The 22,905-nt window shown below is 60.1% G+C and carries 21 protein-coding genes and 1 riboswitch; of the genes, 12 read left to right on the forward strand and 9 right to left on the reverse strand.

The window, feature by feature from the left end; translation table 11 throughout:
- Positions 1-4: 4 nt before the first annotated feature.
- The 3 genes from DOM27_RS04635 to DOM27_RS04645 form a co-directional block, all read right to left on the reverse strand.
- Complete coding sequence (locus DOM27_RS04635) at positions 5-763, reverse strand: alpha/beta fold hydrolase (RefSeq protein ID WP_110654841.1); 759 nt, start codon at positions 761-763, stop codon at positions 5-7.
- Between the two features lie 142 nt (positions 764-905).
- Positions 906-1,634 (reverse strand): LrgB family protein, encoded by a 729-nt coding sequence (locus DOM27_RS04640; RefSeq protein ID WP_110654842.1) that lies wholly within the window; start codon positions 1,632-1,634, stop codon positions 906-908.
- On the reverse strand, positions 1,627-2,007 hold the full coding sequence (locus DOM27_RS04645) for a CidA/LrgA family protein (protein WP_110654843.1): 381 nt from the start codon (positions 2,005-2,007) through the stop codon (positions 1,627-1,629). Before DOM27_RS04645 ends, DOM27_RS04640 begins: the two co-directional genes overlap by 8 nt.
- A gap of 378 nt (positions 2,008-2,385) precedes the next feature.
- On the opposite strand from DOM27_RS04645, the gene DOM27_RS18175 reads away from it, so the two are divergent.
- From DOM27_RS18175 to DOM27_RS04665, 5 genes are all read left to right on the forward strand, one after another.
- Complete coding sequence (locus DOM27_RS18175) at positions 2,386-2,508, forward strand: hypothetical protein (RefSeq protein ID WP_280952114.1); 123 nt, start codon at positions 2,386-2,388, stop codon at positions 2,506-2,508.
- 103 nt (positions 2,509-2,611) lie between these two features.
- A complete protein-coding gene (locus tag DOM27_RS04650; protein ID WP_110654844.1) occupies positions 2,612-3,664 on the forward strand; it encodes a class I fructose-bisphosphate aldolase in 1,053 nt (350 codons plus the stop codon).
- Positions 3,665-3,970: 306 nt separating this feature from the next.
- A complete protein-coding gene (locus tag DOM27_RS04655; RefSeq protein ID WP_110654845.1) occupies positions 3,971-5,023 on the forward strand; it encodes a type 2 periplasmic-binding domain-containing protein in 1,053 nt (350 codons plus the stop codon).
- Positions 5,024-5,117: 94 nt separating this feature from the next.
- Positions 5,118-5,561 (forward strand): tripartite tricarboxylate transporter TctB family protein, encoded by a 444-nt coding sequence (locus DOM27_RS04660; RefSeq protein WP_110654846.1) that lies wholly within the window; start codon positions 5,118-5,120, stop codon positions 5,559-5,561.
- Positions 5,562-5,593: 32 nt separating this feature from the next.
- Complete coding sequence (locus tag DOM27_RS04665) at positions 5,594-7,096, forward strand: tripartite tricarboxylate transporter permease (RefSeq protein WP_110654847.1); 1,503 nt, start codon at positions 5,594-5,596, stop codon at positions 7,094-7,096.
- Positions 7,097-7,208: 112 nt separating this feature from the next.
- Here DOM27_RS04665 and DOM27_RS04670 read toward each other — a convergent pair whose 3' ends face one another.
- Positions 7,209-7,706 (reverse strand): 6,7-dimethyl-8-ribityllumazine synthase, encoded by a 498-nt coding sequence (locus DOM27_RS04670; protein ID WP_110654848.1) that lies wholly within the window; start codon positions 7,704-7,706, stop codon positions 7,209-7,211.
- Between the two features lie 153 nt (positions 7,707-7,859).
- Positions 7,860-8,022: riboswitch (FMN riboswitch) on the reverse strand.
- 134 nt (positions 8,023-8,156) lie between these two features.
- Between DOM27_RS04670 and DOM27_RS04675 the strand changes: the two genes are divergently transcribed.
- Positions 8,157-9,143, forward strand: a complete 987-nt coding sequence (locus tag DOM27_RS04675) for a sugar-binding transcriptional regulator (protein ID WP_110654849.1) — start codon at positions 8,157-8,159, stop codon at positions 9,141-9,143.
- A gap of 88 nt (positions 9,144-9,231) precedes the next feature.
- On the opposite strand, the gene tkt is transcribed toward DOM27_RS04675, so the two are convergent.
- The 3 genes from tkt to DOM27_RS04690 form a co-directional block, all read right to left on the reverse strand.
- Complete coding sequence (gene tkt, locus DOM27_RS04680) at positions 9,232-11,226, reverse strand: transketolase (protein ID WP_110654850.1); 1,995 nt, start codon at positions 11,224-11,226, stop codon at positions 9,232-9,234.
- A gap of 198 nt (positions 11,227-11,424) precedes the next feature.
- Complete coding sequence (locus DOM27_RS04685; RefSeq protein WP_110654851.1) at positions 11,425-12,192, reverse strand: triose-phosphate isomerase family protein; 768 nt, start codon at positions 12,190-12,192, stop codon at positions 11,425-11,427.
- Between the two features lie 101 nt (positions 12,193-12,293).
- Positions 12,294-14,021 (reverse strand): dihydroxyacetone kinase family protein, encoded by a 1,728-nt coding sequence (locus DOM27_RS04690; RefSeq protein WP_110654852.1) that lies wholly within the window; start codon positions 14,019-14,021, stop codon positions 12,294-12,296.
- Between the two features lie 363 nt (positions 14,022-14,384).
- On the opposite strand from DOM27_RS04690, the gene rpiB reads away from it, so the two are divergent.
- The 6 genes from rpiB (at position 14,385) to DOM27_RS04720 (ending at position 20,739) form a co-directional block, all read left to right on the forward strand.
- Positions 14,385-14,846 (forward strand): ribose 5-phosphate isomerase B, encoded by a 462-nt coding sequence (gene rpiB / locus DOM27_RS04695; protein WP_110654853.1) that lies wholly within the window; start codon positions 14,385-14,387, stop codon positions 14,844-14,846.
- Between the two features lie 299 nt (positions 14,847-15,145).
- Positions 15,146-16,258: an MDR/zinc-dependent alcohol dehydrogenase-like family protein gene (locus tag DOM27_RS04700; protein ID WP_110654854.1), complete on the forward strand. Its 1,113-nt coding sequence runs from the start codon at positions 15,146-15,148 to the stop codon at positions 16,256-16,258.
- 30 nt (positions 16,259-16,288) lie between these two features.
- On the forward strand, positions 16,289-16,939 hold the full coding sequence (locus tag DOM27_RS04705) for a DUF2291 family protein (RefSeq protein ID WP_110654855.1): 651 nt from the start codon (positions 16,289-16,291) through the stop codon (positions 16,937-16,939).
- A complete protein-coding gene (locus tag DOM27_RS04710; RefSeq protein ID WP_110654856.1) occupies positions 16,939-18,495 on the forward strand; it encodes a sugar ABC transporter ATP-binding protein in 1,557 nt (518 codons plus the stop codon). The genes DOM27_RS04705 and DOM27_RS04710 overlap by 1 nt, the downstream gene beginning before the upstream one ends.
- A 40-nt stretch (positions 18,496-18,535) precedes the next feature.
- Positions 18,536-19,705, forward strand: coding sequence for an ABC transporter permease (locus DOM27_RS04715; RefSeq protein ID WP_110654857.1), 1,170 nt, complete (start codon positions 18,536-18,538; stop codon positions 19,703-19,705).
- Positions 19,706-19,782: 77 nt separating this feature from the next.
- A complete protein-coding gene (locus tag DOM27_RS04720; protein WP_110654858.1) occupies positions 19,783-20,739 on the forward strand; it encodes a D-ribose ABC transporter substrate-binding protein in 957 nt (318 codons plus the stop codon).
- A gap of 77 nt (positions 20,740-20,816) precedes the next feature.
- Here DOM27_RS04720 and DOM27_RS04725 read toward each other — a convergent pair whose 3' ends face one another.
- Together DOM27_RS04725 and DOM27_RS04730 are read right to left on the reverse strand one after the other, a co-directional pair.
- The gene (locus DOM27_RS04725; protein ID WP_110654859.1) at positions 20,817-21,623 is read right to left on the reverse strand and encodes a DeoR/GlpR family DNA-binding transcription regulator; all 807 of its coding nucleotides are present in this window, start codon (positions 21,621-21,623) and stop codon (positions 20,817-20,819) included.
- On the reverse strand, positions 21,620-22,726 hold the full coding sequence (locus DOM27_RS04730; protein WP_223162277.1) for an alcohol dehydrogenase catalytic domain-containing protein: 1,107 nt from the start codon (positions 22,724-22,726) through the stop codon (positions 21,620-21,622). The genes DOM27_RS04725 and DOM27_RS04730 overlap by 4 nt, the downstream gene beginning before the upstream one ends.
- Positions 22,727-22,905 lie beyond the last annotated feature (179 nt).

The following is a 22,905-nucleotide window of genomic DNA, read 5'->3' on the forward strand; positions in this document are numbered from 1 at the left end:
TCGCTCAGCGATTGGTGCCCAATTGAGCGGTGATCACATTGAGCCGCTCTGCCAGCGTTTCCGGCATTTCCATCGGCAACAGGTGGCCGTAGTCGGGGAACACCTCGAGCTTGCCCTGGGGCAGGTGCGGCATCACGTCCCCACGCTGGGTTTCGGGAGGCAGAGACGGATCCTTGTCGCCGACCAGCACCCAGGCCGGGTAGGGGAGCTTGCCGACGGTCTCGCGCCAATCCTCGGCGTAGGTCGTCGTCGGCCAGGCGCGCCACGCCGCCGGATTGGCGTTGATCGCATCTTCCACCGCCTGCTGATAGAGCCATGGCGCGAGTGAGACTTCGCTGGCCCCGTCGATGAACTGGCGGGCCTGAGCCTCGCTGAAATCGAAGTCGAGCTGGAAGCGATGCTCCTCGTCGCTGATCGACTGCGGCCCCGGCGGGGACGGTGCGATCAAGACCAGCGCGCGCAGCCAGGCCGGCCGATTGGCGGCGACGGTCATCGCGATGCGCCCGGAAAACGAGTGCCCAACCAGAATGACGTTGTCGAGCCTGGCGGATTCGATGCACTGCTCCACATGACGCGTCATCGAGGCGACGTCGAATCCCGCGACCTCGCTGGCGCGTCCGAAACCCGGCATATCGAGCGTGACGATTCGGCATCGCTCGTCGAGAAGCGGCAGGACCGCTTCCCACTCATGATGGGAACTGCCGAAGAAGTGCATGAGCACCAGCGTCGGATCTCCCTGACCGCTATCACTGGCTATCGTCATCGCGGCTCTCCCTGAGACCTGTTTGAAAATGTCGAAGAATTCGACGAACTGGTAACAGCGTAGCGGGATCTGCGTCGCTGTCAGGCATCGATTGCTGTCAGATCGCGATCGCCGGTGAAGCGATGATCAGTAGAAGAGACGCTCAATAGAAGAGGTGCCAGACGAGTGGCAGCACGACGGCAGTGAAGGCGCCGGTCAGACTCATACCCAGGGAGGCGAAAGCACCGGCGACGCTATTGATCTCGAAAGCGCGCACCGTGCCAAGCGCGTGTCCGTTGATGCCCAGCGCCAGGCCAATCAGCCTCGGGTCGCGAATATGCAGAATTCGACTCAGCCATTCCACCCCGAAAATGGCGGTGACGCCCGTCGTCAGAAGCGCGCCCATCAGCAGGGCTCTCGAGCCGCCGAGTTCTTCGGCCAGGCTTAGCGCGATGGGGGATGTCACCGACTTCGGTGCCAGTGAGGCGAGCACGTCCTCCGGCGCCCCCATGACGGCGGCAATGATCACCGCGTAGCAGGCAGCCAACGTCGCCGACAACGGCAGCGTCATCAGGATCGGCTTCCACAGCGCGCGAATCTGCGGCAGCTGCTGATAGAGCGGTACGGCCAGTGCCACGGTGGCCGGGCCCAGCAATAGCATCAGCCAGTTGGCACCCCGGTTGTAGTCCTCGATGCCGATGGGCAGCAAGGCGATGACCCCGGCAATCACGACTGCTGCGATCAGCATGGGTGGGCACCAGTTGGGCCGCCGTATCAGCTTGAACAGGCGAATACCGAGGAAATAGGCGCCGAGCGTCAGCGCGATGGCAGCGATCGGCGAGTCGAACCACTGTTGCGGTAACTGCGATAGGCGCTCCAGCCAATCACCCATGGTCGGCGCTCCTCGAGTTGCCTTCGGCCGCGCTCTGGGGCAGGTAGCGACGCATCAGCAGTAGACTCGACAATACGCTGAGCAACGTGCCGGCGAGCAGCGCGGTGAGAATCGCGGCCCACTGATCCGAAAATTGATCGGCGACAAAGAATATCTCCACGACACCGGGCATGATCAGTAGCGCCAGCATGGCGATCAGCGGCTGACTGATTCGAACGACGTCCGTATTCATTCCGCCGCGGTAGCCGAACCACAGCGTCAGTAGCAACATGCCGATCACGCCGCTGGGCATGGGAATGTGGAACAGCCGCACGAGAGTTTGACCCAGCAACAGAAAGACGAGCAGCCACAGGAAACCGCGCAGAACGGACATCGCAGAAATCTCGGATCGCTGAAAGATAGCATCATACCAAATGCGTAGAGTTTCTCTGGCAGCGACCCACGAGATCGACTCATGAGAAACGTTCGAGATCTGGTGATGTCGATTGTTCGAGATGGCTCAAGATATGGCTCAACACTTTCCCATGATGATTTTCAGCCGGTGATCGGATACGAAACGTGACAATCTAGGAAAGCCACGTCAGGGCGTCCGGCGTAGCAGACAGACGATGCAGAAACGGTGCATGGGCGTGAACTGCGGCGCATTGTCGCTTATTCTTGGCAAGGATTTAGCTGCTGGCCGAGTAAAGCCGCGAAGGAAAGACACTCGAAAACCGAGCGGCGCGGCGTGACACGGTGGCGGATTGGTTCGATGAACAAGCGCGTGATCGGGTTCGGTGGGACTGATCGTGTGACACCACAGGATGGCACCAGCCTTTCCCGACGACAGGCGGTAGTACAACGCCAGGGCAGCCGCTATCGGTTTGCCCTCTGAGGTAGAGCGGATAGCCATCTTTGGTAGCCGTCTTTGGTAGAGAGGGAAGCGGCTCCGGTCGAGATTCCCCGATGACCCATCTTGAGCACAGAGGAAAAGCAACATGACCGATATTGCCAATCTGTTGGGAAAGGAAGCCGACAGCCTTCTCAGCTACACCTGCACGGGCTTCAAGAAAGAAGACCTGTATCTGCCGGGTCCCGACTTCGTCGACCGTGTCTTCACCGACAATGATCGCAGCCCGCATGTGATGCGTAACCTTCAGACTCTGTTCAATACCGGTCGTCTGGGTGGGACTGGCTACCTCAGCATCTTGCCGGTCGATCAGGGTATCGAGCACTCGGCCGGCGCCTCGTTTGCGCCCAACCCGATGTACTTCGATCCCAAGAACATTGTTGAGCTGGCACTGCAGGGTGGTTGCAACTGTGTCTGTTCGACCCTCGGCGTGCTTTCTTCCGTCGCGCGACGCTATGCGCACAAGATTCCGATGATGCTCAAGCTCAACCATAACGAGAGCCTGACATTGCCGGCGATGTACGAACAGACGATGTTCGCGCAGATCGAGCAGGCCCATAACATGGGCTGCATCGCAGTCGGTGCCACGATCTATTTCGGCTCCGAAGATAGCCGTCGGCAGATTCAGGAAGTCAGCGAAGCCTTCGAGCGCGCGCACGAGCTGGGCATGGTCACCGTGCTGTGGTCGTATCTGCGCAATCCCGAGTTCAAGAAAGATGGCACCGATTATCACGTCTCGTCCGACCTCACCAGTCAGGCGGTGCACCTGGCGGCGACCATCAAGGCGGATATCGTCAAACAGAAGCTGCCGGAGAACAACGGCGGCTACAAGGCGATCGGTTTCGGCCATACTCATGACAAGGTCTACAGCGAGTTGACCAGCGATCATCCGGTCGATCTGGCCCGCTATCAGGTAGCCAACTCGTTCATGGGGCGTGCCGGGCTGATCAATTCCGGCGGTGGTTCCAAGGGCCATTCCGATCTGGGCGAGGCCGTGCGCACTGCTGTCATCAACAAGCGCGCCGGTGGCATGGGTCTGATTTCTGGGCGCAAAGCGTTCCAGAAGCCACTGAAGGAAGGTATCGAGTTGCTCAACGCGGTTCAGGATGTCTACCTCTCGAAAGACGTGACGATCGCCTGAGGCTGAAAGCGAAACGCAAGATATCAGCGACTCGTTATACGAGCCCGGCCATGGCCGGGCTTTTTTTCGCCCCGATTTCAGCAAGTTGCTCGCTTCTATCAGATAAGACCTTGGTCGGCATACTTAAGTTGAATTGTCTGACAAAGTTCCTTTCTCTACCTTGCAAGACGTATTCGATGATAACGCTATCATTTAGATCTTACGGATTGTCATTTAGATCTTACGGATTGTCATTTAGATCTTGCGGAATAGTGAAGCGGTGGTTCGGGCTTCGGCCGTGAGACAACGGTATGAGGGAGACGCATCATGAAAGCGATTCTGAGCAAAACCTGCCTGGCCGTGCTGGCTACCGCCGCCATTGGCGTATCAGCATCCGCCCAGGCCGCCGACGATTGCCCGATTCCGGGTAACCTGCGGGTTGTGATCGGTTCGACGTCGACCGGCGGGGATACTTATCAGGCCTCGAGCATGGTGGTCGATAAGCTGGCCGACCAGCTCGATATCAATGCCAAGGTCGACGCCGTCGGTGTCATGCCTGGCTTCCAGGCACTGGAGCGTAGCCGCCACGGCAACACCATCATGATCTTTCACGATGGCGCCTATCTGGGCAATCTCTACGGCGTGAACGGCTATCCCGATATCTTCAATAAATTCATCGTCGGCCCGACGGTGGCGATCAATCCGGGTAACGCTTACCTGGTACCCAAGAGTTCGCCGTACCAGTCGATGAGCGACATCATCGAAGCAGCAGGTGAAGGCAAGAAAGTGAAGGTCGCCATTCAGCCGGGTGGCGTCTCCGAAATCGGCCTGACGGCGATGAAAAATGCCGTGCGCATGAAGTATCCGGGCAAGGAAAGCAATCTCGTTGCCGTCAATACCGGCTCCCAGGCCGACAAGAACCAGCTGCTGTTCGACGGGGCGGTGGATGTGATCAACGGGTCGGTCCAGGCCAACGAGCAGTACACCCAACTGCCGGCCGACGACCAGAAGGCGATGCGCTTCGTCTGGATCACCGCGCGCGAGAAGACCATCGCCGAGACCAACGAAGAAGGCATGGGGGACACCACGCGCGAGCAGCTGCTGCAGTACGTGACGCCGAAGGCTAGCGTGCCGATGGGTGAGGATGAAGACTTCACCTTCGATAAGGAATTCTTCCTGATGTACAACAAGGACATGGATCCTGCTGCCATCAAGTGCATCGACGATGCTCTGGCTGAGGTCTACAAGGACGACGAGTTCAAGGACCAGCTGAAGCGTTCGTTCTTCGTGCCTGATTACAAGCCTTCCGAAGAAGCCGCCAGCTATCTGGAAGAGAAGAACGACGAGTACAAGACCATCATCAGCGACCTGAAAGGTTGATCCTGCCGCGTGCCGGCCGGCGAATGTCGGCCGGCACGACTTCATTTCCACTACTGATGCTGCCGGCGACGATCCGGCGCAGGAGCCGCTTTCCATGGAAAGCCAATGGCTGTCGCTGCTCGATGTGAGCATCGACTTCGACCAATCGCATCTCTTTTTCCCCCGTATCATCACCTGGATTTTAGTCATCCTGCTGGCGGTGATATTGGTCACCCGTTACCGGCTGATGGTTCCGGGTCTCAAACGCGCAGGTCGGGTATTGATCGGGCGCGAGGGCGAGTTCGATCACAAGCGCTTTTTCGGCACGCTGGCGCTGACGACGGCCTATTTCTACCTGATGAGCGTGCTGAGCGATGTGTTTCCCAACACCGGCTACAGCTTTCTGATCATGTCGGTGGCGTTCGTTTTTCTGTTGTCGCTGCTGTATGTCGATCATCTGACTCGGCGTCTGTTCGTCATTCTCGTGCTGAACGCGCTGATTGCCCCGACGCTGGCGTGGTACGTGCTGGCGCAGCTGTTCCGCATCACCTTGCCCTGATCTCTTAGCCCTGACCGTCGGAGACTCGTCTCATGGATATCCTGTCTCACCTCACGCCGATGTTCTTCGGGCTGATCGCCGCGGGAACCCTGATCGGCATCATTTTCGGCGCGATTCCCGGCATGACCGCCACCATGGCGGTAGCGGTGTGTCTGCCGTTGACCTACGCCTTTGGGCTCGAGAACGGCATCGCGCTGTTGCTCGGGCTCTACGTTGGCGGCATTTCGGGGGGGATGGTGCCCGCGGTGCTGATCAATATTCCCGGTACACCCTCATCGATCACCACGACGTTCGATGGCTATCCGATGGCCAAGCGCGGTGAGGGCGAGCGCGCGCTCAAGATCGGTATCGTCGCTTCGGTCTTCGGCGGCCTGTTCAGCGCCGCAGTGCTGTTCTTCTTCGCCCCGGTGCTGGCGGACTTCGCGATCAAGTTCTCCTATGTCGAGAAGTTCCTGATCATTTTGCTGGCATTGACGGTGATCGCCTCGCTGACGACCAACATGTTGATGGGGATCTTCAGCGGCGTACTCGGCGTCTGGCTGAGCCTGATCGGCACCTACTCGATCACCGAGGGCGGCAACGGCGAACCGCGATTGATGTTCGACTTCATGCAGTACTACCTGATCGACGGCTTCTCGCTGCTGCCCGTGCTGATCGGCATCTTCGGTTTGACCACTGTGCTGCTGGATGCCGAAAAAGGGTTCAAGGACGAAGCGGGTCAGGGTCGGATCTCGCTCAAGGGCGGCGCCAAGTTCAAGTTCAACGTGTTCAAGGGCCAGTTGCTCAACCTGGTGCGTTCTTCGAGCATCGGTACCTTCGTCGGGATTCTGCCGGGCGTCGGTGGCAGCGCTGCGTCGGTGCTGGCCTACAGTCAGGAAAAGAACTTTTCGCGGGACTCATCCATGATGGGCAAGGGCGCGCCGCAGGGGATCGTCTCGTCGGAGTCATCCAACAATGCGCTGACCGGTGGCGCGCTGGTGCCGCTGCTGTCGCTAGGCATTCCCGGCGACTCCACCACCGCGATCCTGATCGGCGCCTTCACGCTCCAGGGCGTTCAGGTCGGCCCGTTGTTCATCGGCAACAACATCGATACCTGGTATCTGATGATCATCGCCCTGCTGGCGGCCAACGTCATGATGTTCGGCATCATGTACTTCGCGATTCGTCATATCGCCAAGGTGATCGAGGTACCCAAGTACATTCTCTATCCGCTGATCATCATGATGTGTGTGGTGGGGGCTTACGCGATCAACTACGGGATCATGTTCGACGTCTGGACGCTGCTGCTGTTTGGGGTGTTCGGATGGGTCGCCCACAAGGTCGGGTTGGAGACGGTACCGCTGATCATCGGCTTCATCCTGGGCAAGTCGGCAGAGGTCTACTTCGTCAAGAGCATCGAGTCTTACGGCAATCTCTCGATCTTCTTTACCAAGAGCCCGATTGCGATGTTCCTGTGGGTGTTGATTGCCGTTTCGCTGGCCTTCGCGATCTATCTGCGGGTACGCAATCGCCGACAGCCGGCTGTAGAAAGCTAAGCTCGAGCCCGCGCTCGCTCTTCGATTGAGCCCTAGCCTGCTCTGAAAAAAGCCCACGCCANNTGGCGTGGGCTTTTTGATGGCGCCGATTCTCAATGGAATCCGGTGGCGCTCAGTCGATGCTCAGCTTACGCACCTGATTGAGATTCTCCATCGTAGTCAGACACGCCTCGGCCGCTTCACGTCCTTTGGTCAGGAAGTGCTGATGGAAGAAGGCCGTATGTGTTTCGTGCTCATGGAAGTGGTGCGGCGTCAGTACCGCGGAAAGCACCGGTACTTCCTGCTCGACCTGCAGCGACATCAGCGCGTCGATCACGGCGGTGGAAACGAAGTCATGGCGATAGATACCGCCATCGACGACGAAACCGGACGCGACGATCGCTGCGTAACGGCCACTTTTCGCCAGCAGCTTGGCCTGCAACGGAATCTCGAACACCCCCGGGACAGTGAAGGTGTCGATCTGATCGACGGAGAAACCACGCTCGGCGACGGTCTCCAGAAAGGCAGCGTGGCAGTTGCCGACGATATCACCATGCCAGTCGGCACGGATGAAGGCGATGCGTTGCGACAGCGTCTGGGAGGAGAGCTGCGGCGGATAGGACTGATTCATGGTCGTTTCCTGAACGTTGGTTAACCAGAATCAGGGCTGCGGATCCGCTTGAGGTCGGAGCTGGCGGGTAACAGTGTCGATCAATGGTGAAACATCGATAGCGACGGATGAACCGGCCGGATCGTCATTAGGTTTTCAAATCCTAGCAAGGGGAACCGTTCTCTTTCATCCGGACTATCACCGTCGGCTTCGGAGTCTCACCGAATCTGCTGACCTTGATGGCGACGCCATCAAGCGCTCGCGGGCTGAGACGCCGTGTTTTCCACGCTGCGTCATTACCGCCGGTGGGGACTTTCACCCCGCCCTGAGAACCGATCGCGGCGAACCGCAATCCGCCAATAGTCTACGCCGTTCCCGGCTCGCGATAAAGCCGAACGCGATGGACCTTGTGGTATCGTGAGGCGGCCAAACCGAGCCCGATTCGATCTCCTCAAACCAGGGAAAGCGTGCATGAACGAGCGCAACGAGAACGCCGATATCGCCTTGATGACGGAAATCGCCACTCTCTACTACACCGAGGGCGAAACGCAGGAGGTCATCGCCAATCGGCTGGGGATCTCGCGCGTCAAGGCGGGGCGATTGCTCAAGCGCGCTCAGGCAGAAGGTATCGTCGACGTTCGAGTGCGTCAGCATCCCGCAGTCAGTGCGGAAATCGAGCAGGCGCTCAGACGTCGTTTCGGAATCAAGCGCGCGTTGATCGCGCTCGATCATGCCGACTCCGACGTGCAGCGTGCCAATGTGGCGAGCCTGGTGGCCGATCATCTCTCTCGGCAACTGAGCGAAGGGGCGATCGTAGCCGTCGGCATGGGCCGCAATGTCGGTGCCGTGGCGGACAACGTCTTCGAGCAAGGGCAGCGCCAGTGTTCTTTCGTCTGCGCCATCGGCGGCTCGGTGCGGGCCGGCGAATACATGAACCCCGACCATATCTGTCGGCGGCTGGCGATCAAGTTCGGCGGCGACAGCGAAACGCTCTATGCGCCGGCGCTGGTGCAGAATCTCGAGCTGCGCGACGCGATGTACGAAAACCCCACCATCCGTCAGACGCTGGATCGAGCCCGTCGCGCCGATCTCGCCCTGATTGGCATCGGTGATCTCAGCGAGAACAGCAACATGGTGCGCATGGGCTGGTTCACGCCACAGGAGACCGCCGAGGCGCGACTCTCCGGCACCGTTGGCGACATGATGGGTTATGACTTCATCGACATCTATGGGCGCCCGTCGATGACCCCGATGCAGGGCCGCGTCATCGGTCTGACGATCACCGATCTGGCGCGGATTCCCGACGTCATCGCCATCGCCGCCGAGAATACCAAGGCGGCCGGCATTCTCGGTGCGCTGCGCACGGGTGTCATCGATACGCTGGCGACCAGCGTCACCAACGCCCACACCATTCTGCGTTTGGACGAAGCGACACGAGTCGACGGCAAGCTCGATTGAACGTCGTATGAACCCCGCAACGAAACACGCCCGGCCACTCGATTCGAACAGGCCGGGCGCTTCGTTGCATGCTTTCAGGCGTTGGAAATCAACCCAGCAGCTTTTCGGCACGGGCGACGACGTTGTCGACGGTGAATCCGAAGTGCTTGAACAGATCGCCGGCCTTGCCTGACTCACCGTAGGTCGTCATGCCGATGACATCACCGTCGAGACCGACGTACTTGTACCAGGTCGATGGAAAGGCCGCTTCCACGGCCAGCCGCGAACGGACCGACTTGGGCAGCACGGATTCACGGTAGCTGTCGTCCTGCTCGTCGAAGGCGCTGGTGCACGGCATGGAGACCACGCGAACCTTCTTGCCCTTGCCTTCGAGCTCCTTGGCGGCGTCCATCGCCAGGCCCACTTCGGATCCCGTGGCGATCAGGATGAGTTCCGGCTTGCCGCCTTCGGCATCCTTGAGCACGTAGCCGCCTCGGCGGATGTCCTTCAACTGAGCGGCATCTCGCGACTGTGCTGGCAGGTCCTGACGCGAGAAGATCAGCGCGGTGGGGCCTTTTTCACGCATCAATCCCTCGACCCAGGCCGCGGTGGTTTCAGTGGCATCGCACGGGCGCCATGTGGCCAGGCCCGGCAGGTTGCGCAGGTCCGCCAGCTGTTCGATCGGCTGGTGCGTGGGCCCATCTTCGCCCAGACCAATGGAGTCGTGAGTGAAGACATGGATGATGCGAGTATGCGACAGCGAAGACATGCGCACGGCGTTGTGCATGTACTCGAGGAACACCAGGAAGGTGGCGTCATAGGGGATGAAGCCGCCGTGGGTGGCGATACCGTTGGCAATCGCACCCATACCGAACTCGCGCACACCGTAATGCAGATAACCGCCGTCGAAATCGCTCTTGCTGATCGCCTTGGCGCCTTTCCACAGCGTCAGGTTGGATGGCGCAAGGTCGGCACTGCCACCGAACAATTCGGGAAGATCCGGACCCAGCTCGTTGAGCACACCCAATGACGCCTTGCGTGAAGCGGTGGTCTCGGACTTCTCCTGAGCGGCCTTGATCAGGGCGTCACCGTCGAAACTGGCCGGCAGTTCGCCGCTGTAACGGCGCTTGAGTTCCTTGGCGAGTTCCGGATGGGCCTTCGCGTAGGCAGCCATCTTGGCGTCGTATTCGGCTTCAAACTTCTGGCCCTGCTCGCGGGCATCCCAGGCTTCGTAGTATTCGTCGGGAATCTCGAAGGCCGGATATTCCCAGCCAAGCTGTTTGCGCGCGGCGGCCACTTCGTCTTCACCCAGGGCGGCGCCGTGGCTCTCTTCCTTGCCGGCTTTGTTGGGCGATCCGAAACCGATCACGGTCTTGCACATGATCATCGAGGGCTTGTCGGTGACGCTCTTGGCTTCTTCGATAGCGGCACTGATCTGCTCGGCATCGTGACCATCGACATCGCGGATCACATGCCAGTGATAGGCCTCGAAGCGCTTGCCGGTATCGTCGGTGAACCAGCCTTCGACTTCGCCGTCGATCGAGATGCCGTTGTCATCGTAGAACACGACCAGATTGCCGAGGCCTAGCGTGCCGGCCAGCGAGCAGGCTTCGTGGCTGATGCCTTCCATCAGGCAGCCGTCGCCAGCGAACACCCATACGCGGTGATCGACGATCTCATGGCCATCGCGGTTGAACTGCGCGGCCAGCGTGCGCTCGGCGATGGCCATGCCGACACCGTTGGCGAGGCCCTGACCCAACGGCCCGGTGGTGGTCTCGATGCCGGCGGTGTAGCCGTGTTCCGGATGGCCGGGGGTCTTCGAACCCAGCTGGCGGAAGTTCTCGAGCTCCTTCATCGGCAGGTCGTAACCGGTCAGATGAAGCAACGAGTAGTGCAGCATCGAGCCGTGACCGTTGGAAAGAATGAAACGGTCGCGATCTTCCCAGTCCGGATTGGCCGGATTGTGCTTGAGATGGTCGTTCCACAGCACTTCCGCGATATCGGCCATGCCCATCGGCATGCCGGGGTGGCCGGAGTTGGCCTTCTGCACGGCGTCCATGGAAAGCGCACGGATGGCATTGGCTAGCTGACGACGAGATGGCATTGGCTTTCGGATCCCCTAGATCTTGAATAAATGATGGCGCGAAACGCGATCTGGCTCTCAGTTTGACTCGACGAGTCTGACATGGCGATCAAGTCTAACCTGACTGACCAGTCTAGCGCGGCTGATCGATCTCATGTGGCTGACCTGTTTTGCACGTCCGACAAGTGCCGCGCAGCTGAATAAGTGTAGCGCGGCTGACTAATTTGACGTGAGCAGCGACGCTTCGTTCACGATCGCCTCGAAGGCGGCCGGGTCGTGAGCGAAACGCCCCAGGAACAGACCATCGACCTGTCCCGCCAACCGGGTCAATAGATCGGGACCCGCGCTGCCACCATAGATCACCCTAGCAGAAGGATGGCGGGAGAGGTGATCGCGCAATCCCCGACAGACCGCTGCAATGTGCGCCAGCGACGCCGGCTCCGCTGCGCCGATCGCCCAGTGCGGTTCATAGGCAATCACCAGAGGCTGCAAGCGTTGCGCCGGTGTCGCCAATAACAGTGCCGAATCGACCTGGTCACGGCAGTCGGCAATGGCATCAAACGGATCGCCATGATCGGCCTCGCCGATACAGAGTACCGGAATCAGATCGTGCGCCAGTGCCACCTGGGTCTTGGCGGCGACGATATTGGCATCTTCGCCGAACAGACGCCGTCGTTCGGCGTGGCCGATCTCCACGTAGCGACAGCCTATTTCGGCCAGCATGGCCCCACTGACCTCGCCAGTATAAGCACCGTGCGGTGACTGATACAGGTTTTGCCCCCCAACGCCGATGGGCGTACCGGCGAAACACTCGAGTACCGGTGGCAGGGCGGGGAAGCTGGGCAGCACGAAAAGGGACACCCGGCCATCCTGGATGGCCGGATGATGGGCAACATTGTCAGTGATCTGGCGGCACCAGTTTACCGTCTGGGCGTAGCCAAAATACATCTTGAAGCTGATGCCCAGTGTGATCGGGAGTTTTGCCATGATGTTCTCGGGGTGCTCAGCTTGATTAGCCACGGATCAATGGGACGCCGTTCGGCTCGCGGCTGTCCAGTTCGCGGCTACCCGAACGACGACTGATCGGTTCATTCATCGCTGTCGACGGCGGCCTGGACAGCGGCGACGATCATCGAGAGGGATACCGCGCCGGGGTCCGAGGTACCCAGGCTTTTTTCAGCCAGCGGTCGAGCTCGCCCCAGCTTCGGCTTCAGATCGGCGGTGGCCTTGGCGGCGTTATCAGCCGCATCGACGGCCTTGGCCCAGGCGGCCGGGAGCGTTTCCCCATCGGCAACGGCGCGTTCGAGCGTTTCACTGAACGGTACCAGCGCATCGACCAGCGTCTTGTCGCCCAGCTTGGCTTTGCCGAACGCCATGACGTCGTCCTTGGCCTTGGTGATGCCTTGCGCATAGAGCGCCGGTGTCGGCTCGTCTTCATCGCCGAGCGTCACGCTCAGCGCGGTGAGCATGACACCCCAGATGGCGCCGGAAGTGCCGCCCGCGCGATCTGCCCAAGCCTCTGCCGCCAAGCGTAGCAGAGTGCCGGCGCCTGCATTGCGGCTGACCGCATCCTCGGCGGCCAGTTCGGCCGCCACGACGCCACGCTGCATGCCGATGCCGTGATCGCCGTCCCCGGCGACGGCATCCAGGCGGCCCAGCTCTTCCACATTCTGATCGATGACCTTGCGGGTGGCGCTCAAGGCGCTATAGACGCAGCGGGCAGCGGCGATCGACGCCTCGCTCGCCGGGGGGATGGCATCGGCGTCGGGAATATCGAGCTGGGAAGCGTCGATCGGCGGCGCCGCCTCGAGACTGCCCTTGCGGTAGGCCGGTGCGTCCGCGGGGGCCTTCCATAGCCGTTCCAGTTCGTCGTCGAGCCAGAACAGCGTCAGCGAAGCACCAGCCATGTCGAGACTGGTCACCAGTTCACCGACCTCCGGTTCGACGATCTGCAGTCCGGCATCGCCGAGCAGTTGGTGAACACGACGATAGACCACGAACAGCTCTTCATACTTGATCGAGCCCAGCCCGTTGAGCAGTACGGAAACCTTGGCACCTTGGGTGCTGTCGATCCCCTCGGGAATCTCGTCGAGAAGATGCGAGACGAGGAGTTCCGCCAGTGCATCAGCGGTGGGAATGTCCTGTTCGCTGATGCCTGGTTCGCCGTGGATGCCGAGGCCGACAGCCATCTTGCCCGACGGCACATGGAACAATGCATCCTTGGCTCCAGGCAACGTACAGCCGTCGAACGCCACGCCCATCGAGCGTGTGCGGAAATTGGCGGTGCGCGAGATACGAACGACCTCTTCGAGCGAATATCCCGCCTCTGCGGCTGCCGCCGCAATCTTGAACACGGTCAAGTCGCCGGCTATCCCGCGCCGTTTGTGAATTTCATCCCGCCCGGCGCTGGAAACGTCATCGATGACGGCGACGATCTCGCAGGGAATGCCTTCGCGAATCAAACGCTCCCGTGCCTGGCCGAAGTGCAGCACGTCACCGGCGTAGTTGCCGAAGCTAAGCAGCACGCCGGCACCGTTGTTGGCTGTCTTGCAGACGTTGTAGACCTGCTGCGCCGAGGGTGAGGCAAACAGGTTGCCCATTACCGCGCCGTGAGCCAGGCCCTGGCCGACCAGGCCCGCAAAGGCCGGGTAGTGCCCGGATCCGCCGCCAATGACCACGGCGACAGTTCCCGGTTCGCTTCGGGTGCTGCGAATCACGCCCCCTGGCACCTGGCAGACGCGTTGCGCATGCGCAGCGGCGAACCCTGCGGTGGCTTCGTCGACGAAATTCACTGGGTCGTTGTAAAGACGTGTCATGGCCGACGCTCCCGGCGATTAGGTGGATATCAAGCTAAGTGGCGCAGGAACACCTGTTGCCACCACTCAATGAAAATATGATCTGTACGTGTGCATTTGGTTGTGTGCAGCTATATCGATCATCATAACGATGGGGAGGCGGGGCGATATGCGACTTTGGTGGCGATTCACGAGGAGTGTTGAGGTGTCTAAGAAGACGATTTTAGATGCCGTAGGCGCTATAAAGGCCTTGAGTAGCAACCGTTTTGCGATTCGCAGGTGCTACTTTTTGCTCATATGAGTTGGTGTTGTTCATATGCTCGGTGTGCGGCTATGATGGTTGCTGTCGGCTATCGACATCATTGACGGTATGGGAGGTGGGTGATGGCGCAGAAATGGCGAGTGGCGCTGGGGTGTGATGAAGCTGCGTATGAAATGAAGCAGGCAATGATCGAGCATGTCAGATCGTTGGGGCATGAAGTCGAGGATTTCGGCACTCATGACGCTCAGCCGGTGCTCTACCCGGATGTCGCGATCAAGGTCGCGGAAGCGATTGCGGCGGGTCGTTACGATCGTGGCATTCTGATGTGCGGTACGGGCATCGGCGTGGCGATTTCCGCCAACAAGGTCCCGGGTATCCGCGCCGCACAGGCCCACGATACCTACTCGGCCGAGCGTGCGCGCAAGAGTAATGATGCCCAGATCGTCACCATGGGTGCTCGCGTCATCGGGATCGAGCTGGCCAAGACGATCGCCGAATCGTTCCTCGGCAGTGAATTCGAGCCTGGCGGCCGATCACAGCCAAAGGTGGATCGAATCGAGGCCTACGAACGGGATCATCGCTGAAACGATGTCGTGCGGTTCAGGCGCCCAATTCGGCGCCTTTTTTGTTGGCAATGTTCATATGATCACTTAATTGAATTTTTGCGCCTGTTTTGATCCTGTTTTCACCTGTCGATGATTAAAGTTTGACCAATAACTTTAGTCTTGGTCGAGCCGATGGAATAAAAATAAATTGCTGTTTATAAAAGATAAAAACTTTCTTTGTCTAAAGTCTTAGAGGCTGATCTATTGATGTCATCCGTGTGTGGCGCTAAAAACATATGACCGAAGTTTGATCATGTGTTTAAGCACGGAGACCTTCCATGAGCGAGTCCACCGCTACGTCTACGCAAACGACTTCCGCTGGTGATATCCCCAAGACGATGAAGGCGGTGGTCGCCTATGCGCCCAACGATTATCGCTATGAGGAAGTGCCGGTTCCCGAGATCGATGAGAAGGAAATTCTGATCAAGGTCGAGGGGTGCGGTATCTGTGCCGGGGATATCAAATCCTACGATGGTGCGCCGAGTTTCTGGGGCGACGAATTCCAGCCTGCCTACATCAAGGCTCCGATGATTCCGGGGCACGAGTTCATCGGGCGAGTGGTCAAGGTAGGCGCTCAGGTTGAAGGCTATGCAGTCGGCGATCGTGTGATCTCCGAGCAGATCGTGCCGTGCTGGCAGTGCCGCTTCTGTAATCGTGGACAGTACTGGATGTGCGAAAAGCATGACCTGTACGGCTTCCAGAACAACGTCAACGGCGGCATGGCCGAGTACATGAAATTCACCAAGGAGGCGATCAACTATCACGTCCCCGAGGAGTTGCCGCTGGAAAAGGCAATTCTGATCGAACCCTACGCCTGCTCGCTGCATGCGGTGCAGCGCGCCAAGATCGAGCTGGGCGATGTCGTGGTGCTTTCCGGCGCCGGTACGCTGGGGCTTGGTATGGTCGGCGCGGCCAAAAAATCGGGTGCCGAGAAATTGATCGTGCTCGATCTGTTCGACGATCGCCTGGAGCTGGCCAAGAAGTTCGGCGCCGACCTGACCCTCAACCCCAAGCGTGACGACGTGGTTTCGATCATCAAGGAGATGACCGAAGGTTATGGCTGCGATGTCTACATCGAGGCGACCGGGCATCCCAAGTCGGTTGAGCAGGGCCTGTCGATGATCCGCAAGCTGGGGCGGTTCGTCGAGTTCAGCGTGTTCAAGGATCCGGTCAGCGTCGACTGGAGCATCATCTCCGATCGCAAGGAGCTCGACGTACTCGGCTCTCATCTGGGCCCGTACTGCTACCCGCTGGTGATCGAGGGTATTCGCAATGGTGACTATCCCACTGAAGGCGTAGTGACTCACAAGCTGCCGCTGGAGAAGTACGAGGAAGGTTTCGAGCTTATGAAGAGCGGTTCGAAGTCATTGAAGATCGTGCTGATTCCCTGAGCCGGCAGGTTTGCAAAAGAGGACGTTTTCATGAGTGCAGCAGTTGCCAGTCGGCCAGCGGCGCCGAACAAGCTGAAGGGACGTCTGATCATCGGCGCCTGTGTGGTCGTGGTGCTGGCCGCAATGGCCTGGGATACCAAAGTGGTCGAGATCGGCTCGGAAGCGGCGCTCGAAGGCGGTTTTTCGGCGGATACCTACGGTGCGGCGCATTTTCCGGATATCCAGGCTAGCGTCGAGGAGCGGGCTGTCGACGCCAGCGAATTGGCGCCTGCGGTGCTCGAGGGAGCTACCGCGGCCGGGCAGAAGTATGGGGTCGGCGATGGATTCGGGCCGGTAGTGCCTGTCACCTTTACCGGCACTTTCGGTGAGGCCCGGTCAGGCATCTATTCGGTGACGGCCGATGGTGTACCCGGGGAGATCACGATTCGTGTACAGACAGGTCCCGCGATCAATGGCACCGACCTGCGTGACGCCACCGGGGAGATCTCGTTCGGCGAGTTCACCAACCAGATCGAATATCAGAATGCGGGGGCGTCGATCAACAATGCGATGAAAGAGGCGGTGCTGGCGAATATCGATACCGCCAGCCTGAGCGGTAAGAGCGTGACCGTGACCGGCGTGTTCAAGTTGATCAATCCCAAGAATTGGCTGGTCACGCCCGTCAGCATGGAGGTGCAGTGATGGCTGCCTCCTCGGTTCAATCGGTGCCCGTTGGCGAGCCTGCCGATGACATCGTGTTGTCGGCGCGAGATGTCGCCAAGTCGTTCGGCAGCGTGCAGGCGCTCAAGACCGTCAATTTCGACGTCTACCGGGGCCAGGTGACCACGCTGTTCGGCGAGAACGGCGCCGGAAAGTCGACGTTGATGAAGATTCTTTCCGGCGTGATCCAGCCGACCTCCGGCGAGATCCTGTTGGAGGGCGAGCCGGTGCGTTTCGCCTCGACTACCGATGCGCAGCGCCTGGGTATTTCGATCATCCACCAGGAACTCAGTCTGGCGCCCAACCTCAGCGTTCGCGACAACATCTTCATGGGTCGCGAGCTGAAAGGATCGATGGGCATCGATTATGCCGAGGAAGCGCGTCAGACCCGCGCATTGATGGAAGAGCTCGACGAGCCGATCGACCCGCTGACGCCGGTCGAGGATCTGCGTCTGGGGCAGCAGCAGATCGTCGAGATTGCTCGCGCGCTGTCGGTGAATTCCCGCATCCTGATCATGGACGAGCCGACGTCTGCGCTGTCGGCAACCGAAGTCGAAGTGTTGTTCCGTGTGATCCGCGATCTCAAGAGTCGTGGGGTATCGATCGTCTATATCTCTCACCACCTGGAGGAGGCGCTACTCATTACCGATCATGCGGTGGTGCTGCGTGACGGTGTGATGACCGCCTATGCCAGGCGCGCGGATATCGACCTGGAGTGGATCGTGCGCAACATGGTCGGCGAGAACTTCGATCTCGGTTCTCCGCCGACCGGGCACGCCATGGGTGAAGTGGCGCTGGCGCTCGAAGATATCAGCGTCGCCGACACCGCCGTTCCGGAGCGCTCGGTGGTCGATCACCTGTCGCTGGACGTTCGTGCCGGCGAAATCGTGTGTATCTATGGGTTGATGGGTGCCGGTCGTACAGAACTGCTCGAGTGCGTCGCCGGTCGGATACCGCTGAGTGGCGGGCGGGTGGTCCTGGAAGGCGAGGACATCTCGTACCTGAGCATTGCCGAGCGCATCGCCAAGGGGCTGGTGCTGGTGCCGGAAGATCGCCAGCGTGATGGCCTGGTACAAACCATGTCGGTGGGCGAAAACCTGTCGCTGGCTAGTATCAAGGCGTTTACCCGCTGGCTGCTGACGTCGGGAAGCCGCGAGCGTGACGTGGTGGATGAGTCGATCGCCAACGTCCATATCAAGACCGACGGCGCCAAGGCCGAGATCGGTTCGCTCTCCGGAGGGAACCAACAGAAGGTGGTCATCGGCAAGATGCTGGCAACCCATCCTCGCGTGGTGGTGCTCGACGAGCCGAGCCGCGGTATCGATATCGGCGCCAAGGCGGAGGTGTTCAAGCTGCTGGCGGAAGGCGCATCCAAGCAGGGGCTTGCGGTGGTCTTCTCCACCTCCGAGGTCGGCGAATGTCTGAGCATTGCCCACCGTATCGTGGTGATGAGTCGCGGGCGCATTGCGGCCGAGTTCGGCGCCGACGCTTCCAAGGAACAGATCATGGCGGCCTCCGGCGAAGCCGTGGTCGCCTAACAAGAACGCGTTAGCGCTTTTTCTCGAATGGAGTTTTGATATGTCCAAACACAGCCAGGCGGCAGAGCGCCAACGTGGTGGCTTCGATCTGGGGCGGCTATTGCTCGAGGGGCGAGCCTTCTTCGCCCTGATCGCGATCATCATCATCTTCTCGTCGCTGTCTCCGGTCTATTTCTCGACCAGCAACTTCCTGACCATGTCTTCTCACGTGGCGATCTTCGGGCTGCTATCGATCGGCATGCTACTGGTCATTCTGACCGGCGGTATCGATCTGTCGGTGGGTTCGACGCTGGGGTTGGCCGGTGTGGTAGCCGGCTTCCTGATGCAGGGTGTCACCTTCGACATGTTCGGCGTCACGCTCTATCCGCCGGTGTGGGTAGTGGTGATCCTGACCTGCGGAGTCGGTGCTTTCATCGGAGCGATCAACGGCGTGTTGATCGCCTACTTCAAGGTGCCTGCGTTCGTCGCCACGCTGGGGCTGCTCTATGTCGCACGTGGCGTGGCGCTGCTGATGACCGACGGCCTGACCTACAACAACCTTGGAGGCAGCGCTGAGCTCGGCAATACCGGCTTCGACTGGCTGGGGTTCAATCGTCTGTTCGGCGTGCCGGTGGGTGTATTGATCCTGGCAGCGGTGGCGATCATTACCCTGCTGGCGTTGGCACGCACGCCTTTCGGGCGCTGGGTCTACTCGACTGGCGGTAACGCACGGGCCGCCGAGCTCTCCGGCGTGCCGGTCAAGCGAGTGCAGGTTTCGGTTTACGTACTTTCCGGCATCTGCGCGGCCATCGCCGGTCTGGTGCTGTCATCCCAACTGACCTCCGCCGGCCCGACCGCCGGTACCACCTACGAACTGACTGCCATTGCCGGCGTCGTCATCGGCGGTGCCGCGCTGACCGGGGGCCGCGGCAATGTACGCGGCACGTTGCTCGGTGCCTTCGTGATCGGATTTCTCTCCGACGGCCTCGTCATCATCGGCGTGTCTTCCTACTGGCAGACCGTATTCACCGGTGCCGTGATCGTATTGGCGGTCCTGCTTAACAGCATTCAGTACAGCGGGCGCAAGAAGCGCGCAGGCAAGGTTTCCGAGCCAGGATCGTCGGACCCCAAGGCCCCCGCCAATCCTTCTTCTCCGTCCTCGAAGGCCGACGCCGCGCGCGTGACGAGCGAGACGGAAAGTACCGCCGGCAAGCCGGCAACACAGCATTGATCGTTGCGATTCCGATCAACACGAGCTAGATCAACACCAGCTATACAAACACAACCGCAAAAGAAGGGTGATCCATCATGTTCAAGACAGGAAAACGCCTGCTGATCGCCGCCCTCGCCGTGAGTGCGCCATTGCTAGCCGGAACTGCCATGGCGCAGGACAAGGGGCTGATCTCGATTATCGTCAATGACACCTCCAATCCTTATTGGTTCACGGAGGGCAAGATCGCCCGTGAAACCGCTGAAGAGTTGGGTTACGAGGCCAATGTCAGCGCCCATAAAGGGGATACCAATACCGAAAGCCGCCAGATCGATACCGCGATCACCAATCAGGCCAAGGCGATCATTCTCGACCCGGCCAACGCCGATGGCTCCGTCGGTGCGGTGCGCAAGGCCGTCGATGCCGGCATCCCGGTGTTCCTGGTCAATGCCGAAATCAACGAACAGGGGCTGGCCAAGGCGCAGCTGGTGTCTAACAACGCGCAGGGCGCGGCGATGGGCGCGCAGCAGTGGGTTCAGACGGTCGGCGATTCGGCCAACTACGTCGAGCTAAAGGGAGCGCCTTCGGACAATAACGCGGCGACGCGCTCCAACGGCTATGAAACCGTACTGAGCCAGTACCCGGATCTCAAGAAGGTCGGTGAAGATGTCGCCAACTGGGATCGTACCCAGGGCTATAACAAGATGCAGAGCCTGTTGCAGGCCCATCCGGATATCCAGGGTGTGATGAGCGGCAACGACGAGATGGCGCTGGGCGCGATCGCCGCTCTCAAGGAAGCCGGCAAGCTCAAGGACATCGTCGTCGGCGGCTTCGACGGCTCACCTGACGCGGTCGGCGCCATCAAAGCGGGGAACCTGGCATACACCGTGCTGCAGCCGGTCGCCATCTTCTCTGAAGACGCCGTGCGCATGGCCGACAAGTTCATTACCTCGGGTGAAACCGGTCTCGACGGCGAGAAGAAGCTCTATGATTGCCTGCTGATCACGCCGGACAATGTCGACAAGTACACCTCGGCGTTCGTGCTGGAGCAGTGATTCTCTGCTGAATAGTTTTTGCTGAGACGAGACCGCCGCGAGCTCATGGCTCGCGGCGGTTCTGTTCGTGGGCTTCGCTATGTAACCCCGATCAGGCGGTAGCGGATGCCGGCGTCGTTCAGCTCTCGGCGATGCGCGACCGTCAGACCGTCATCGATCAGCACCAGGTCGAACTCGCGCAAGTCAGCGAGTCGGTGCAGGGCACTGCTGCCGAATTTGGCGCTATGAACCAGCAGAATTCTTCGTTCAGCGGCCTTCATCTGGGCGCGTTTGATCTGGGTCACGGCCGGATCCTGTACGTAGGCGGTGGTGCCGAGAATCGCCGAGGCGGAAAGAATGGCTACGTTGGCGCGAAGGTTGGCAAGCGTCTGCTCGCAGAGCAGGCCAAAGGTGGCGTTGAAGCGCGGTTGGTAGTCGCCGCCGAGCGTGATCAGTTTGATGCCGGTAGCGGCCTTGAGCCGGTCGGTGCTCTCCAAGCCGTTGGTAATGACGGTTAGCGGCTCCCGGGTGGGTAGCAGCGACGCCAGCTCGCTGGCGGTGGTGGAGTCATCGAGCATCACCGCCTCGCCGGATGCGATCTCTTCCAGTACCGCTCGCGCCAGCGCCTGTTTTTCTCGGGCCGCGATGTGAGAGCGCAGCGCGAAATTGCTCTCGAAAACGCTGGATGAGCGGGTGGTGACGCCGCCATGTTGCTTGTTCACCATGCCGCGTTCGGCGAGGGCGTCGAGGTCGCGGTGTACGGTCATGCGGCTGACGCCGAAGCGCTCGGCCAGTTCGTCGACCTGGGCTGAACCGGACTGAATGATGTAGTCCAGCATCGTCTGGCGACGTGCCGGCGCGCCCTTCGTTGCGGGCCGAAGCGCCGGGGGCGCGGGCGAAATCATGACGCCTCGGTCGTCAGCACGACCTTGATCGAATCGCGCTGAGCTGCGATCTCGAAGCCGAGCTCGAAATCGGCCAGCGGCACGTGATGGGTGACGATACCTCGGGTCGTGACCAGACCGCGGGCGAGCAGATCGATCGCCACCGGGTAGGTGTGGGGTGACAGGTGCGAACCGCGGATATCCAGCTCCTTGCGGTCCCCGATCGTCGACCAGTCGACGGTGGTGGGTTCCTTGAATACGCTGAATTCGACGAAGCGGCCCAGCTTGCGCAAGGATTCCAGACCCTGGATCACCCCGCTCGACGAACCGGTGGCGTCGATATAGACCTCGCAGCCGTACCCGCCGGTCAAGGCGCGTATCTCCTTGGCGATATCGTCGCGGTGCGGGTTGAACCCGTGATCGGCGCCGTAGTCGCGAGCCAGTGCCAGACGCTCGTCATGGGTGTCGACCAGAATCAGTTGCTTGGGTGTCTTGAGTCTGGCGAGCTGAACCATGGCGAGGCCGATCGGTCCGCCGCCAGCGATCACGACCGTGTCGTCGAACTGAATGTCGGCGCGATTGACGGCGTGGATGCCGCAGGCCAGCGGTTCGAGAAAGGCGGCGTCCTCGAGGCTCAGGCGCGGGTCAACGGGGTGCAGCACTGCGTTGGCCGGAACGCGCAGATACTCTGCCATGCCACCGTCGGCGACGCCGCCCTGGAAGCCGAAGATGTTGTGCACCTCGCACATCCAGTAGTGGCCGCGTTGGCAATAGAAACATTGCCGACAGGGCAGGATCTGCTCCGGTACCACGCGCATGCCCAACTCGACGTCGAAGTGTTCTGAAGCGCCTTCGCCGAGGGCGACTACCTCACCAGCGAATTCATGCCCGACAATCATCGGCGGTTTGACGAACGGCGCGAAGCGGTCGCCGTCACCCCAGTACATCGCGGCGCCGTCGCGACACTTGAGGTCGCTCGAACAGATCCCGCAGGCCTGAATCTTGAGCACCAGCTCGTTGGGGCCGGGCCGAGGCGTCGGCACGCGCTCAAGACGATAGTCACCAGGGCCACGGCAGACCACGGCTTGCATGTCCTTGGGTAGAGAGAGTCGAGAGTCGGGCATCGGGCGCGCTCCGGTCATGTTCGGGCGTACTGAGAATAAGTACTGAAAAAAGTACTGGGATGGCCCCTGCAGACATAACATCAAAAAGTGACGATTCGCCGTATGACTTTGGTCTCAGGGATGGTTTTTGTTCAAGGTAATATTTTTAATTTATTGAAATAAAATAGATTTATTTTGAT

The sequence above is a fragment of the Salinicola halimionae genome (assembly GCF_003206065.1).
Taxonomy (GTDB): Bacteria; Pseudomonadota; Gammaproteobacteria; order Pseudomonadales; family Halomonadaceae; genus Salinicola; species Salinicola halimionae.

Bases quoted from the DNA above. Each gene is read 5' to 3' on its own strand.
- DOM27_RS18175 (WP_280952114.1), top strand. From the start codon at position 2,386: ATGAACAAGCGCGTGATCGGGTTCGGTGGGACTGATCGTGTGACACCA.
- DOM27_RS04700 (WP_110654854.1), top strand. From the start codon at position 15,146: ATGAGCGAGTCCACCGCTACGTCTACGCAAACGACTTCCGCTGGTGAT.
- tkt (WP_110654850.1), bottom strand. From the start codon at position 11,226: ATGCCATCTCGTCGTCAGCTAGCCAATGCCATCCGTGCGCTTTCCATG.
- DOM27_RS04720 (WP_110654858.1), top strand. From the start codon at position 19,783: ATGTTCAAGACAGGAAAACGCCTGCTGATCGCCGCCCTCGCCGTGAGT.
- DOM27_RS04655 (WP_110654845.1), top strand. From the start codon at position 3,971: ATGAAAGCGATTCTGAGCAAAACCTGCCTGGCCGTGCTGGCTACCGCC.
- DOM27_RS04710 (WP_110654856.1), top strand. From the start codon at position 16,939: ATGGCTGCCTCCTCGGTTCAATCGGTGCCCGTTGGCGAGCCTGCCGAT.
- DOM27_RS04635 (WP_110654841.1), bottom strand. From the start codon at position 763: ATGACGATAGCCAGTGATAGCGGTCAGGGAGATCCGACGCTGGTGCTC.
- rpiB (WP_110654853.1), top strand. From the start codon at position 14,385: ATGGCGCAGAAATGGCGAGTGGCGCTGGGGTGTGATGAAGCTGCGTAT.
- DOM27_RS04640 (WP_110654842.1), bottom strand. From the start codon at position 1,634: ATGGGTGATTGGCTGGAGCGCCTATCGCAGTTACCGCAACAGTGGTTC.
- DOM27_RS04685 (WP_110654851.1), bottom strand. From the start codon at position 12,192: ATGGCAAAACTCCCGATCACACTGGGCATCAGCTTCAAGATGTATTTT.
- DOM27_RS04670 (WP_110654848.1), bottom strand. From the start codon at position 7,706: ATGAATCAGTCCTATCCGCCGCAGCTCTCCTCCCAGACGCTGTCGCAA.
- DOM27_RS04690 (WP_110654852.1), bottom strand. From the start codon at position 14,021: ATGACACGTCTTTACAACGACCCAGTGAATTTCGTCGACGAAGCCACC.
- DOM27_RS04675 (WP_110654849.1), top strand. From the start codon at position 8,157: ATGAACGAGCGCAACGAGAACGCCGATATCGCCTTGATGACGGAAATC.
- DOM27_RS04650 (WP_110654844.1), top strand. From the start codon at position 2,612: ATGACCGATATTGCCAATCTGTTGGGAAAGGAAGCCGACAGCCTTCTC.
- DOM27_RS04645 (WP_110654843.1), bottom strand. From the start codon at position 2,007: ATGTCCGTTCTGCGCGGTTTCCTGTGGCTGCTCGTCTTTCTGTTGCTG.
- DOM27_RS04725 (WP_110654859.1), bottom strand. From the start codon at position 21,623: ATGATTTCGCCCGCGCCCCCGGCGCTTCGGCCCGCAACGAAGGGCGCG.
- DOM27_RS04715 (WP_110654857.1), top strand. From the start codon at position 18,536: ATGTCCAAACACAGCCAGGCGGCAGAGCGCCAACGTGGTGGCTTCGAT.
- DOM27_RS04730 (WP_223162277.1), bottom strand. From the start codon at position 22,726: ATGCCCGACTCTCGACTCTCTCTACCCAAGGACATGCAAGCCGTGGTC.
- DOM27_RS04705 (WP_110654855.1), top strand. From the start codon at position 16,289: ATGAGTGCAGCAGTTGCCAGTCGGCCAGCGGCGCCGAACAAGCTGAAG.
- DOM27_RS04665 (WP_110654847.1), top strand. From the start codon at position 5,594: ATGGATATCCTGTCTCACCTCACGCCGATGTTCTTCGGGCTGATCGCC.
- DOM27_RS04660 (WP_110654846.1), top strand. From the start codon at position 5,118: ATGGAAAGCCAATGGCTGTCGCTGCTCGATGTGAGCATCGACTTCGAC.